Raw genomic sequence first — 12,474 nt, forward strand, 5'->3', positions numbered from 1 at the left:
CGGGCGGGGGGTGCCGTCGCCTCCCATTGTGGACCCCTCCTTGACGAGTCGTTGAACAGTGTTCAATGATTGAACGGTGTTCAACGACTATTCCGCCCTCGCCGGTGCCGTCCTCTCCGGCCGCGCCGTCACCCGTGAGGAGGCCCTCGCCCTCCTCACCTCACCCGACGAGGACCTCCTCGACCTCGTGGCCGCAGCCTCCCGGCTGCGCCGCCACCACTTCGGCACCACGGTCAAGGTCAACTACCTCGTCAACCTGAAGTCCGGGCTGTGTCCCGAGGACTGCGGCTACTGCTCCCAGCGGCTCAACGCCGGCACGGGCATCCTGCGGTACTCGTGGCTGAGCCCCGAGCAGGCCGTCGAGCAGGCCGGACACGGCATCCGCGGCGGTGCGTCCCGGGTCTGCCTCGTGGCCAGCGGCCGCGGGCCGTCGAACCGTGAGGTCGGGAAGGTCGCCGGGATCGTCGAGGCGCTGAAGACCGAGCACCCGGGGGTCGAGGTCTGCGCGTGCCTGGGCCTGCTCGAGGACGGGCAGGCCCAGGCCCTGGCCGAGGCCGGGGCGGACGCCTACAACCACAACCTCAACACGGCGGAGTCCAACTACGAGGACATCTGCACCACGCACACCTTCCGGGACCGCGTCGACACCGTGGAACGGGCGCAGGCCGCCGGGCTGTCCCCGTGCTCCGGGCTGATCGTGGGCATGACCGAGACCGACGAGGAGCTCGTCGACGCCGTGCTGGCGCTGCGGGACCTCGGCTCCGCGTCGATCCCGGTGAACTTCCTCATCCCCTTCGACGGGACCCCGCTCGAGGGCACCTGGGAGCTGACCCCCCAGCGCGCCCTGCGGATCCTGGCCGTGGTGCGCTTCGTCTGCCCCGACCGGGAGCTGCGGATGGCCGCCGGCCGGGAGCTGCACCTGCGCACGCTCCAGCCGCTGGCCCTGCACGTGGCCAACTCGCTCTTCCTGGGCGACTACCTCACGAGCGAGGGCCAGGCCGCGCAGGCCGACCTCGAGATGATCCGCGACGGCGGCTTCACGGTCCTGGGTCTCGACGACGGCAGCACCGACGGCAGCACCGCCGGGAGCCCCGGGGACGCGACCGCCGACGACGACGGCGCGGTCGCGGCCGCCGCCGGGACCGGGCGTCCGGTGCTGCGGCGGCGCGGGGCCGGCACGCAGCTGGCCCCCAATGCCTGAGGACGGGATCGCGGGGCGGGACGCGGGTCTGCTCTGGCACCCCTACGAGGCGCTGGACGGGGACCCGCCCTGGGTCGTCGAGCACGCGCAGGGCGTGCGGCTGGGGCTCCGGTCCCCGGACGGCCGGGCGGTCGAGGCGATCGACGGGATGTCCTCGTGGTGGTGCGCCGTCCACGGCTACCGCAACCCCGTGCTCGACCGGGCGGTGGCCGGGCAGCTCGAACGGTTCGCGCACGTCATGTTCGGCGGTCTGACCCACGAGCCGGCGGTCGAGCTGGGGGAGCGGCTCGCGGCCCGGACCCCCGAGGGCCTCGACCACGTGTTCCTGGCCGACTCCGGATCCGTCGCGGTGGAGGTCGCCCTCAAGCTCGCGGTGCAGTACCAGGCCGCCCGTGCCCGCCCCGGCCGCCGCCGGATGCTGACCGTGCGCGGCGGCTACCACGGGGACACCACCGGGGCGATGAGCGTGTGCGACCCGGTGCACGGGATGCACTCCCGGTTCTCCGGGCTCGTGGCCGGGCAGGTCTTCGTGCCCGAACCCCCGGCCGCCGCGGTGGACGAGCACGGCACGTGGTCCACCGACGAGCGGGCCGTCGCCCGGTGGACGGAGCGGCTGCGGGCCACGGCGGCCGCGCACGAGGCCGAGCTGGCCGGCGTCGTCGTCGAACCCGTCCTCCAGGGCGCGGGCGGGATGCGCGTCTACGCCCCCGAGTGCCTGCGGGCGCTGCGCGAGGTCGCCGACGAGCACGGGCTGCTGCTGGTCGCGGACGAGATCGCCACCGGCTTCGGCCGGACCGGGCGCTGGTTCGCGTGCGAGCACGCGGGGGTGGTCCCGGACGTGCTGTGCGTGGGCAAGGCCCTGACCGGCGGCTACCTCTCGCTGGCGGCCGTGGTCGTGAGCCGGCACGTGGGCGGCGTGATCTCGGGCTCCGACCTGCGGGCGCTGATGCACGGCCCCACCTTCATGGGCAACCCGCTCGCGTGCGCGGTGGCCTGCGCGTCCGTGGACCTGCTCGCCGCGACCTGGCGCGAGGACGTCGACCGGGTGGGGACCGCACTGCGCGAGTCCCTCGCGCCGGCCCGGCACGTGCCCGGGGTCCGGGACGTCCGCACGATCGGTGCCGTCGGCGTCGTCCAGCTCGACGCCGCGGCCGACCGGGCGGCCCTGACCCGCGCGGCCCTCGAGCACGGGGTGTGGCTGCGACCCTTCCGCGACCTCGTCTACGCCATGCCGCCCTACCTCGCCACGGACGGGGAGGCCCGGCGGATCGGGGAGGCCGTCGTGGCCGCCGTCGGCTCGGTCGCCCCGGCCGGTCCCCCCGGCCGTGCCGTGCGCCCCGTCCCCGGGGCGGCGCTGCCGGAGCCGGTCCGGTGAGCGCGCTCGCGACGTGGCTCGAGGACCGGGCCAGGATCCGGCGGGCCCGCGGGCTGGTCCGTGAGGACCGCGTGCACCCCGGCGGGGCGCTCGACCTCGCGTCCAACGACTACCTCGGGCTCTCCCGGGACGACCGGGTGCTCGCGGCCGCCCACGGGGCGCTGGACCGCTTCGGTGCCGGGGCCCGGGCCTCCCGCCTGGTCACGGGCACCACGGCCGTGCACCGGGAGCTCGAGCACGAGCTGTGCGCGCTCACCGGCGCGGAGTCGGCGCTGGTGTTCTCGAGCGGCTACGCCGCCAACACCGGTCTGCTCGCGGCCCTCGGCGACCCGGGGACGCTGCTGATCACCGACGCCCACGTGCACGCCTCGGTCGTCGACGGCGCCCGGCTGTCCCGCTCGCCCGTCACGGTCGTGGCCCACCAGGACGTCGCCGCGGTGCGGGCCGCCCTCGCCGGGCGCACGCAGCCGCGGGCCGTGGTCGTCGTCGAGTCCGTCTACTCGGTGCTCGGAGACGCCGCGCCCCTGGCGGAGCTCGCGGCCGCGTGCCGGGAGCACGACGCGCTGCTGGTCGTGGACGAGGCGCACGGCCTGGGGGTCCTCGGCGCGGGGCGGGGAGCGGTGCACGCGGCCGGCCTGGCCGAGGACGAGCACGTGGTCGTCACGGCCACGCTCTCCAAGGCCCTCGGGGCCCAGGGCGGGGCCGTCCTCGGCCCGGAGCCGCTGCGGGAGCACCTGCTCAACACCGCACGGTCGTTCGTCTTCGACACCGGTCTCGCCCCGGCCGCGGCCGCCGCCGCCGCGGCCGCGTGCCGGATCCTCGCGGCCGAGCCGGAGCGGCCGGCGGCCGTGCACCGGAGCGCCCGCACGATCGCGGGGACCCTCGGCGTCCCCGTCTCGGCGGGCGCCGTCCAGTCCGCGCCGATGCCCTCCGCCGCCGCGGCCGCCGCCGCGGCCCAGGAGCTGCGGGGGCGCGGCGTGCTCGTCGGCTGCTTCCGGCCGCCCTCCGTGCCTGACGGCGTCTCCCGGCTGCGGCTGACCGCCCGCGCCGGCCTGGACCCGGCCGCGCTGGACGCCGCGCTGGCCCACGTGGCGGAGGTCCTGTCGTGACCGCCTACCACCACGTGAGCGACCCCGCCCTCGTCAGGGAGGTCCTGCGCCGGGCGGAGGACTTCGGGCCGGGCAACGCCCTCACCGCCGTCGAGCCCCTGGCCCCGGCCGCGCGGCGGGTGCTGGCCCGGTCCGGCTTCGCGCTGCCGCCCGTGCTGGCCAGCGCGACGGGACAGCTGCACCGGACGGTGCGCGGGGTCGTCGCCCGGTTCTTCTCCCCGGCCCGCGTGGCGGCCCGGGAGGAGTCCGTGCGGTCCCTGACCCGGCAGGTCCTCGACCGCGAGCTCCCCGCGGGCACCGGCGACCTCGCCCTGGTCACCCGCACCGTGCCGGCCGCGGCGCTCGCCCCCCTGATCGGCGTGGACCCGGCGCGCCTGCCGCCCGGGGAGCAGCTGCACCGCTGGAGCCTGGACGGCCTCGTCCTCTTCTGGGGCCGGCCGGGGCCCGAGCATCAGGTGGAGCTCGCCCACTCGGCCGCCGCGTTCTCCTCCTGGCTCGCCGGACTCGTGGAGGACACGCGCCGGGACCCGGCCACGGTGTTCGGCGCCCTCGGGGCCGCGGGGATCGACGTCGTGCGGCTGCGCTCGCTCGCGTTCTTCCTGCTGATCGCCGGCCAGACCACCACGGGGCTGCTCGTGAACACCGTGCTCCACCGGGCGCTGGCCGAGCCCGCGGCCTGGCGGGCGGCGGCGGCCGGCGCGGACGCCCTCGTGGCCGAGGCCCTGGCCGAGGACTCCTCCGTGCCCACCTGGCGGAGGTCCTGTCCCGCGGACACCGAGCTGGACGGGCGGACGGTGCCGGCCGGCACCGAGCTGCTGCTCCACCTGTCCGGCCACGGCGGCGGGGCGGGCCTGGCCTTCGGGCACGGCCTGCACCGGTGCCTCGGCGCCCAGCTCGCCCGCTCGGAGAGCGCCTGGATGGTCGAGGAGATCGCCCGCGCCGTCCCGCACGCCCGCTCCGGAGGTGCCGGTCCCCGCCTCGAGCTGCTGTCCTTCTCCGCGCCCCTCACGGTTCCGATCGAGACCCCCGCCGGCTCTGCCCGGCGGCCGGCGCCGTGAGCGGGGCGCCGGGGCTCGACCCCGCCGCGGTGGCGGCCATGCCCCGCGTGGTCGTGCTGACCGGGACGGACACGGACGTGGGCAAGACCGTGGCCACCGCGGTCCTGGCCTCCGCCCTCGCCCGTCTCGGGCGCTCCGTCGCGGTCGACAAGCCTGTCCAGACCGGGGTGCTCCCCCGGGAGGCCGGGGACGCGGTCACGGTGGGGCGGATCGCCGGGCGGCTCGGCACCGCCCCCGGTTCCCTCGCCGTGGGGGAGGGGCTCCGTCTCACCCCGCCCATGGCCCCGCGCCCGGCCGCGGCCCTGGACGGGGTGGACCTGCCGCCCCTCGAGGCCCACGCCGAGCGGATCGCGGGCCTCGCCCGGACCCGCGACCACGTGCTCGTGGAGGGCAGCGGCGGGCTGCTCGTGGAGCTCGACGCGACCCGCCGCACCCTCGCCGACCTCGCACTGCTGCTCCGGGAGCGGGTCGACGCGGACAGCGGCGTCGTCGTCGTGGTCCGCGCAGCGCTCGGCACGCTCAACCACACGGCGCTCACCCTCGAGGCGCTCGCCGCTCGGGGGCTGCCGGTGCTCGGGACCGTGATCGGGTCGTGGCCCTGCGCTCCCGGGCCGGTGGAGCGCAGCAACCGTGAGCACCTGGCGGCGCTGGCCGCGCCCCAGCTGGGGGTGCTGCCGGCCGGCCTCGGCGCGCTGCCGTCGCCGGACCCGGCCGGCCCCCGGCCGCCGGTCCCGGGGGAACCGGTGCGTCCGTCCGCTCAGCGGGACACGACGGCCGCGTAGAGCTCCTCGAAGCGGGCCCGGACGGCAGCGTAGTGCTCCGCCCGTTCCGCCACGGGCTCGTGCGCCGGCGCATACGGCGGCCGGGCTCGCTCCACGTCGGGAGCCAGCGTCTCGAGGGCGAGCAGGGCCGTGCCGCGCAGTGTGGCCCGCTTGAAGTCGGCGCGGACCACGGGCTTGCCGAGGGCGTCGGCCAGGATCTGCAGCACCCCCGGCAGGTCCCGGGACACCCGGCCCGAGGCCACCACCCGCTCCACGCCCCGTGCCGGCCCCTCGAGCAGGTCGGCCACGCGGGCGTAGGACGCCGCGACCCCCTCCAGCACGCCGCGGGCCAGGTCCGCCCCGGTGCTCGCCGCGGAGACGTCCGCGAACAGGGCCCGGGCCTCCCCGGCCCAGCCGGTCGAGCGCTCGCCGCTGAAGAACGGGAGGACCACGGGGGTGGCCTCCGCCACGCCGGCGGCGGCCACGTCCGCCAGGGTGGTGTCTCCGGGCAGGGCGATGGTGTCCTCGAGCCAGGCGACGGCCCGGCCGACGTCGTTGAGGGCGCCGCCCAGCAGGCTCCGCCGCTCGTCGACGCGGTAGCACCACAGCCCGGGAGGCACCCGGTCCGGGATCCCGGGCAGCAGCACCCGCGCGGCTCCCGACGTGGCGACGGAGACCACCAGGGCGGAGTCGTCCGTCCCGCCCGAGCCCAGCTGCGCGCCGAGCCCGTCCGCGACCGGTGCGAACCACACGGCCCCCTCCAGCGCCGGCCACCGCTGCGCCACGGTCGCCGGGAGATCCGGGATCGCCTCGTGCGGGTCGACGACCTCGTGGAGCTGCTCCGCGGCCACGCCGCAGACCTCGAGCAGGGCGGCGTCCCACTGCCCGGTGCGGCGGTCCAGCAGGCCCGTCCACGCGGCGGTGGACGTGCCGGCCCGGGCGGTGCCGAGCAGGCGCAGATGGATGTATTCCCCCAGCGACATCCATCGCCGGGCCCGCGCCCACGCCCCCGGGTCGGTCTCGCGCAGCCACCGCAGCCGCGGCGCCAGGTAGGACGTGTGCAGCAGGGCGCCGGTGCGCTGCAGGACCGCCGGCTCGTCGAGCTCCTGCCGCAGGGCGGCGAGCTGGGCCGCGCACCGGGAGTCCGCGTAGGTGAAGCACGGGGTGACCGCCTCGTTCCCGGCACCCACCCCCACGAGGGACGACGCGAAGGTGTCCAGGGCGACCCCGGCGATCCGTCCTGCCGGCACCGGGTCGGCCAGGACGCGGTCGAGCAGCTCGGCGATCTCGTCCCCGACCTGGTCGGGGTCGATCACGGAGGTCCCGTCGGCCCCGGTCGTGAAGGCGTGCTCGATCTTGTCGCGGTAGCCGCGCACCGGAGTGCCCGTGGCGTCGTGCAGCCCGCCGCGGCTCCCCGTGGAGCCGACGTCGAGGGCCATCACGAGCGGGTCGCGCGCGTCCTCGAGGGCCACGCTGAAGTCGGCGCCGTCGTCGGGCCGCGGGGGTCGGGGTCGACTGCTCATGGCATGTGCCTCCTGGAGTGGCCTCGATCACCTCCAGTCTAGGAACTCGCCGGACGCCGCGCCCGAGCGGTGCGGGTCCCGGGATCGCCGATGGGCGTCCGCGGGGCGACACTGGAGGCAGGGCACGACGACGCGCCACGACCGACCGCTCCGGGAGGAGGACCGATGGCCACCGATCCGCAACCGGCGGATGCTGACGCCGACGACCCGGACAGCGCGGCCAAACCGGCCTCGCCCACGGAGATCACCCGGCCCTCGTGGGGCTACATCCTCCGGCGGACCGTCCACGAGTTCAGGACGGACGAGTGCACGGACTCCGCCGCGGTGATGACCTTCTTCGCGGTGCTGTCCCTGTTCCCGGGGCTGCTGGTCGTGGTCTCGCTGCTGGGGGTCCTCGGCCAGGGGGAGGCGACGACCCGGGCGATCCTCGACCTGCTCCACTCCGTCGGCGCGCCGGCCGGGGCCGTCGAGGTCCTCGAGGACCCGGTCAACGACCTGACGACGTCGCCGTCGGCGAACCTGACCCTGGCCGCGGGTCTCGTGGGGGCGGTCTGGACGGCGTCCGGCTACGTCCGGGCGTTCGCCCGGTCCATGAACCGCATCTACGAGACCCTGGAGGGCCGGCCCGCCTGGAAGCTCTACCCCCTGATGCTGGGGGTCACGCTCGTGCTGATCGTCCTGGTCATGGTGATGGTGCTCATCCTGATCCTCTCCGGGCCCGTGGCCGAGTGGATCGGCGGACTCATCGGTCTGGGCGGCACCGCGCTGGCGGTCTGGAACGTCCTCAGGTGGCCCGTGCTGCTGGCGCTGCTGGCCGGCATGATCGCCCTGCTCTACTACGTGACCCCGAACGTCCGGCAGCCGAGGTTCCGCTGGCTCAGCCTGGGCTCGGCCCTCGCGATCGTGGTCATGGCGCTCGCGACGGCGGGGTTCAGCTACTACGTCTCGAACTTCGGCAACTACAACGCGACCTACGGCACCATCGGCGGTGTGATCGTGCTGCTGCTGTGGTTGTGGATCATGAATGCCGTGCTGCTCGCCGGGGCCGAGTTCAACGCCGAGACGGAGCGTGGACGCCAGCTCCAGGCCGGGATCGTCGCGGAGGAGAACCTGAGGCTGCCCTCGCGGGACACGCGCGGGAGCGAGCGCACGCGGGCCCGGGAGCGCCGGTTCGTCGACGACGGCCGCGAGCTGAGGGCGAAGTTCGTGCCCATCGACCACAGCCGGGACCGCGGGCGCCGCGCCGCCGAGCGCTGACTCCCTGCCGCGGGACCGCGCGTTGTCGCCCACGGGGAATTCACCTATCGTTGAAATCATCGGTCGGCGAATTCTGAGGAGCCACTCGTGGACGATGCCGTGGACATCCGGGATCTCTGCGTGAGCCGCGGCCACCAGGAGGTGCTGCACGGGGTGACCGCGGCTCTGCCCCGTGGCCGGGTGACGGGCGTCCTCGGGCCCAGCGGCAGCGGGAAGACGACCCTGCTGCGTGCCGTGGTCGGGGTGCAGGTGGTCCGGTCCGGGCGCGTCACCGTCCTCGGGCGGGCGGCCGGATCCCCGGAGCTGCGCCGGCGCATCGGGTACCTCACGCAGGCGCCCAGCGTCTACGCGGATCTCACGGTGCGCGAGAACGTGCGCTACTTCGCGGGCCTCTACGGCATCCGTGGTCCCCGGGCGGACGCCGTCCTCGACCGGGTCGGTCTCGGCGGACAGGCCCGGCAGCTGGTCCGGGACCTCTCCGGCGGCCAGCACAGCCGTGCGTCGCTGGCCTGCTGCCTGGTCGGCGACCCGGACCTCCTCGTGCTCGACGAGCCGACCGTGGGCCAGGACCCCCTCCTGCGCGACGAGCTGTGGGCGCAGTTCCGGGCGCTCGCCGACGCCGGCACCACTCTCCTGGTCTCCAGCCACGTCATGGACGAGGCCAACCGCTGCGACCGACTCGTCCTGCTGCGGGAGGGCGGCATCATCGCCCAGGGTCCTCCGGCCGCGGTCAAGGCCGACGCCGGCACGGACGACCTCGACCAGGCGTTCCTCCGCCTGGTCCGACGGCGGGAGGCCGTCTGATGTCACTGCGGATCACCCTGCTCACCGCCGGACGCGTGCTGCGCCAACTGCGCCACGACCGCCGCACCCTGGCCATGATGGTCGTCGTCCCCGCGGTCCTGCTCACGCTCCTGCACTTCATGTACGAGCAGCGCCCGCAGGTCTTCGACCACGTGGCGCTGCTCATGCTCGGCATCTTCCCGTTCATCATGATGTTCCTCGTCACCAGCATCGCCAAGCTGCGCGAACGCACCACGGGAACGCTCGAACGGCTGTTCACCACCCCGGCCGGCAAGGCGGACCTGCTGTTCGGCTACGGTCTGGCCTTCGGCCTCGCCGCCGCCGTCCAAGCCACGGTCGCCACCCTGTTCAGCGCCTGGGTCCTGGGCCTGGATCCCGCCGGGGACCTCGGCCTCGTCGTGCTCATCGCCGTGACCAATGCCCTGCTCGGCGTCTCCCTGGGGCTCATGTTCAGCGCCTTCGCCCGGACCGAGTTCCAGGCGGTGCAGTTCATGCCCGTCGTCGCCATGCCGCAGATCCTGCTCTGCGGCCTCTTCGTGCCGCGCGAGGACATGGCGGGGTGGTTGCAGGCGGTCAGCGACGTCCTGCCGCTCACCTACGCCGTCACCGCGCTCCAGGAGGTCGGGGCCCACGCCGATCCCACCGGCACGATGTGGCACGGACTGCTGGTGGTCGCCGCCGTCGTTGTCCTGGCGCTCGTCCTCGGCGCCGCCACCCTGCGCCGGCGGACCGCGTAGTACCGGGCATCCGATGGGTCGACAGAGCGGGCGGCGTCCGGGCAAGCAGGACACAAGGGGGCAGATTCTCCGTGCTGCGCGCGCCCAGTTCGCGCAGCACGGCTACGACGGCGCCTCCGTCCGCCGGATCGCCCTGGCCGCGGGCGTCGACCCGGCGCTCGTCCACCACTACTTCGGGAGCAAGGAGAACCTGTTCCAGCAGGTCCTGGACGTCCCCGTCCGGCCGGGCGAACTCGTTCCGGAGGTGTTCGCCGAGGGCCCGGAGAACGCTCCCGAGAACCTGGTCCGCACCTTCCTCGGCGTGTGGGAGCACCCGGTGACCGGCCCGGCCATGGCCGGTGTCCTGCGCACCGCCGTGTCCGACGGCGTCACGTCACGGCTCGTGCGGGAGTTCTGGACGACCAGGGTCGTGCGCGCCGTGGTCCACCAGCTCGGGGACCGGGTGAGCGACGAGGAGGCGGCCCTCCGCGTGTCACTCGTCGCGAGTCAGCTCCTCGGTCTCGCCCTGACCCGGTACGTCCTGCGGTTCGAGCCGCTCGCCGGCGCCGAGCAGGAGACGGTGGTGCGCGCCGTCGCCCCCACGGTCCGGCGGTACCTCTTCGGGGCGCTGACGGCGGCGGACCTGCCGCCGGAGCAGCATCCGGGAAGCGGCGGACCGTGACCGCATCCTGAGACGGGGGTCCGGAAACCCATGCGTCGGCACGGAACGACGTACCCTGGTGGGCGGACGTCACGCAGCCGCTGCGCCTCTTCGGCGTGGCCGCACCCGCCCCAGCACAGGAGACGCAGCACCGCCATGCCCCACCTCCGCTCCCGCACCTCCACCCACGGCCGCAACATGGCCGGCGCCCGCGCCCTGTGGCGCGCCACCGGCATGGGCGACGACGACTTCGGGAAGCCCATCGTCGCGATCGCCAACTCCTACACGCAGTTCGTCCCGGGCCACGTGCACCTCAAGGACATGGGCGACCTCGTGGCCTCGGCGGTCCACGAGGCCGGGGGAGTGGCCAAGGAGTTCAACACCATCGCCGTGGACGACGGGATCGCGATGGGCCACGACGGGATGCTCTACTCGCTGCCGTCCCGCGACCTCATCGCCGACTCCGTGGAGTACATGGTCAACGCCCACCGGGCGGACGCGCTGGTGTGCATCTCCAACTGCGACAAGATCACCCCGGGCATGCTCCTGGCCGCCCTTCGGCTGAACATTCCCGTGGTCTTCGTCTCCGGCGGTCCGATGGAGTCCGGCGAGGCCGTGGAGGGCGTCGTCGAGCACCGCCTGGACCTGGTGGACGCCATCTCCCTGGCGGCCGACGAGTCGATCACGGACGAGCAGCTGGGCCAGATCGAGCGCAACGCCTGCCCCACCTGCGGCTCGTGCTCCGGGATGTTCACCGCGAACTCGATGAACTGCCTGACCGAGGCGCTGGGCCTGTCCCTGCCCGGCAACGGCACCACGCTGGCCACCCAGGTGGCCCGCAAGGAGCTGTTCTGCGAGGCCGGCCGCACGGTCGTCGAGCTCTGCCGCCGGTACTACGACCAGGACGACGAGTCCGTGCTGCCGCGCAACATCGCCACCCGGGCCGCGTTCGAGAACGCCATGGCCCTGGACATCGCCATGGGCGGGTCCACCAACACGATCCTGCACATCCTGGCCGCCGCGCAGGAGGGCGAGGTGGACTTCACCCTGCCGGACATCGACGCCCTCTCCCGCCGGGTGCCGTGCCTGTGCAAGGTCGCCCCGAACTCCACGGAGTTCCACATCGAGCACGTGCACCGGGCCGGCGGCATCCCCGCGATCCTCGGGGAGCTGCGCCGCGGCGGGCTGCTCGACGAGGACGTGCACACCGTCCACGCCCCGGACCTGGCCACGTGGCTCGACGAGTGGGACGTGCGCGGCGGGAAGGCGTCCCCGCGGGCCCGGGAGCTCTTCCTGGCCGCGCCCGGCGGGGTGCGCACCACCCGCGCCTTCTCGACGGCCAACCGGTTCGAGTCCCTCGACACCGACGCCGCGGAGGGCTGCATCCGGTCCGTGGAGCACGCCTACACGCAGGACGGCGGTCTGGCCATCCTCTACGGCAACATCGCCGAGGACGGCGCCGTGATCAAGACCGCCGGCATCGACGAGGAGCTCTTCCACTTCGTCGGCAGGGCGTTCGTGGTGGAGTCCCAGGACGAGGCCGTCGTCGAGATCCTCTCCAAGAACGTCCGGTCCGGCGACGTCGTGGTCATCACCCACGAGGGGCCCAAGGGCGGACCGGGCATGCAGGAGATGCTCTACCCCACGTCCTACCTCAAGGGCCTCGGCCTCGGCCGGGAGTGCGCGCTGATCACCGACGGCCGCTTCTCCGGCGGCACGTCGGGCCTGTCCATCGGGCACATCTCCCCGGAGGCCGCCGCCGGCGGGGCCGTGGGACTCGTCGAGACCGGCGACGAGATCGAGATCGACGTCGCGAACCGTGTGCTGCGCGTGAACGTCGACGACGCCGTGCTCGCCGCCCGCCGCCGGGCCAGGGGAGAGGCGCCGTGGGAGCCCGTGGGCCCGCGCGAACGCCAGGTGTCCAAGGCCCTGCGCGCCTACGCCTCGATGGTGACCTCCGCGGACAAGGGTGCCGTGCGCGTGATCTGAGCCCGGCTCCCCCCGCCGCG

11 protein-coding genes are annotated in these 12,474 nt (G+C 74.8%); 10 read left to right on the forward strand and 1 reads right to left on the reverse strand.

Annotated elements, in window-relative coordinates; all coding sequences use genetic code 11:
• Window positions 1-76: 76 nt before the first annotated feature.
• Genes bioB through bioD form a run of 5 tightly spaced genes read left to right on the forward strand, consistent with a single transcriptional unit; the run spans window position 77 to window position 5,525 of the window.
• The gene (gene bioB, locus ACH9EU_RS15665; RefSeq protein WP_396414829.1) at window positions 77-1,201 is read left to right on the forward strand and encodes a biotin synthase BioB; all 1,125 of its coding nucleotides are present in this window, start codon (window positions 77-79) and stop codon (window positions 1,199-1,201) included.
• Complete coding sequence (gene bioA / locus ACH9EU_RS15670; protein WP_396414830.1) at window positions 1,194-2,576, forward strand: adenosylmethionine--8-amino-7-oxononanoate transaminase; 1,383 nt, start codon at window positions 1,194-1,196, stop codon at window positions 2,574-2,576. Before bioB ends, bioA begins: the two co-directional genes overlap by 8 nt.
• Window positions 2,573-3,685, forward strand: a complete 1,113-nt coding sequence (locus ACH9EU_RS15675; RefSeq protein WP_396414831.1) for an aminotransferase class I/II-fold pyridoxal phosphate-dependent enzyme — start codon at window positions 2,573-2,575, stop codon at window positions 3,683-3,685. The genes bioA and ACH9EU_RS15675 overlap by 4 nt, the downstream gene beginning before the upstream one ends.
• Window positions 3,682-4,743, forward strand: a complete 1,062-nt coding sequence (locus ACH9EU_RS15680; protein WP_396414832.1) for a cytochrome P450 — start codon at window positions 3,682-3,684, stop codon at window positions 4,741-4,743. Before ACH9EU_RS15675 ends, ACH9EU_RS15680 begins: the two co-directional genes overlap by 4 nt.
• Window positions 4,740-5,525 (forward strand): dethiobiotin synthase, encoded by a 786-nt coding sequence (gene bioD / locus ACH9EU_RS15685; RefSeq protein ID WP_396414833.1) that lies wholly within the window; start codon window positions 4,740-4,742, stop codon window positions 5,523-5,525. The genes ACH9EU_RS15680 and bioD overlap by 4 nt, the downstream gene beginning before the upstream one ends.
• Here the strand turns inward: bioD and ACH9EU_RS15690 are convergent.
• The gene (locus ACH9EU_RS15690) at window positions 5,501-7,027 is read right to left on the reverse strand and encodes an FGGY family carbohydrate kinase (RefSeq protein ID WP_396414834.1); all 1,527 of its coding nucleotides are present in this window, start codon (window positions 7,025-7,027) and stop codon (window positions 5,501-5,503) included. The genes bioD and ACH9EU_RS15690 overlap by 25 nt on opposite strands.
• 165 nt (window positions 7,028-7,192) lie before the next feature.
• On the opposite strand from ACH9EU_RS15690, the gene ACH9EU_RS15695 reads away from it, so the two are divergent.
• The 5 genes from ACH9EU_RS15695 (at window position 7,193) to ilvD (ending at window position 12,454) form a co-directional block, all read left to right on the forward strand.
• A complete protein-coding gene (locus ACH9EU_RS15695) occupies window positions 7,193-8,284 on the forward strand; it encodes a YhjD/YihY/BrkB family envelope integrity protein (RefSeq protein WP_396414835.1) in 1,092 nt (363 codons plus the stop codon).
• Between the two features lie 87 nt (window positions 8,285-8,371).
• Window positions 8,372-9,088, forward strand: a complete 717-nt coding sequence (locus tag ACH9EU_RS15700; protein ID WP_396414836.1) for an ATP-binding cassette domain-containing protein — start codon at window positions 8,372-8,374, stop codon at window positions 9,086-9,088.
• Window positions 9,088-9,825 carry an ABC transporter permease gene (locus ACH9EU_RS15705; RefSeq protein ID WP_396414837.1) on the forward strand — a complete coding sequence of 246 codons (738 nt, stop codon included), beginning with the start codon at window positions 9,088-9,090 and terminating at the stop codon, window positions 9,823-9,825. Before ACH9EU_RS15700 ends, ACH9EU_RS15705 begins: the two co-directional genes overlap by 1 nt.
• Before the next feature lie 13 nt (window positions 9,826-9,838).
• Window positions 9,839-10,486 carry a TetR/AcrR family transcriptional regulator gene (locus ACH9EU_RS15710; protein WP_396414838.1) on the forward strand — a complete coding sequence of 216 codons (648 nt, stop codon included), beginning with the start codon at window positions 9,839-9,841 and terminating at the stop codon, window positions 10,484-10,486.
• A 135-nt stretch (window positions 10,487-10,621) separates the two neighbouring features.
• The gene (ilvD, locus tag ACH9EU_RS15715; RefSeq protein WP_396414839.1) at window positions 10,622-12,454 is read left to right on the forward strand and encodes a dihydroxy-acid dehydratase; all 1,833 of its coding nucleotides are present in this window, start codon (window positions 10,622-10,624) and stop codon (window positions 12,452-12,454) included.
• Window positions 12,455-12,474 lie beyond the last annotated feature (20 nt).

The sequence above is a fragment of the Kocuria rhizosphaerae genome (assembly GCF_044462265.1).
Lineage (GTDB): Bacteria > Actinomycetota > Actinomycetes > Actinomycetales > Micrococcaceae > Kocuria > Kocuria rhizosphaerae.

Excerpts from the sequence above, each read along its gene's own strand:
- bioA (WP_396414830.1), top strand. The coding sequence starts at position 1,194 with ATGCCTGAGGACGGGATCGCGGGGCGGGACGCGGGTCTGCTCTGGCAC.
- ACH9EU_RS15690 (WP_396414834.1), bottom strand. The coding sequence starts at position 7,027 with ATGAGCAGTCGACCCCGACCCCCGCGGCCCGACGACGGCGCCGACTTC.
- ACH9EU_RS15695 (WP_396414835.1), top strand. The coding sequence starts at position 7,193 with ATGGCCACCGATCCGCAACCGGCGGATGCTGACGCCGACGACCCGGAC.
- ACH9EU_RS15705 (WP_396414837.1), top strand. The coding sequence starts at position 9,088 with ATGTCACTGCGGATCACCCTGCTCACCGCCGGACGCGTGCTGCGCCAA.
- ACH9EU_RS15710 (WP_396414838.1), top strand. The coding sequence starts at position 9,839 with ATGGGTCGACAGAGCGGGCGGCGTCCGGGCAAGCAGGACACAAGGGGG.
- ilvD (WP_396414839.1), top strand. The coding sequence starts at position 10,622 with ATGCCCCACCTCCGCTCCCGCACCTCCACCCACGGCCGCAACATGGCC.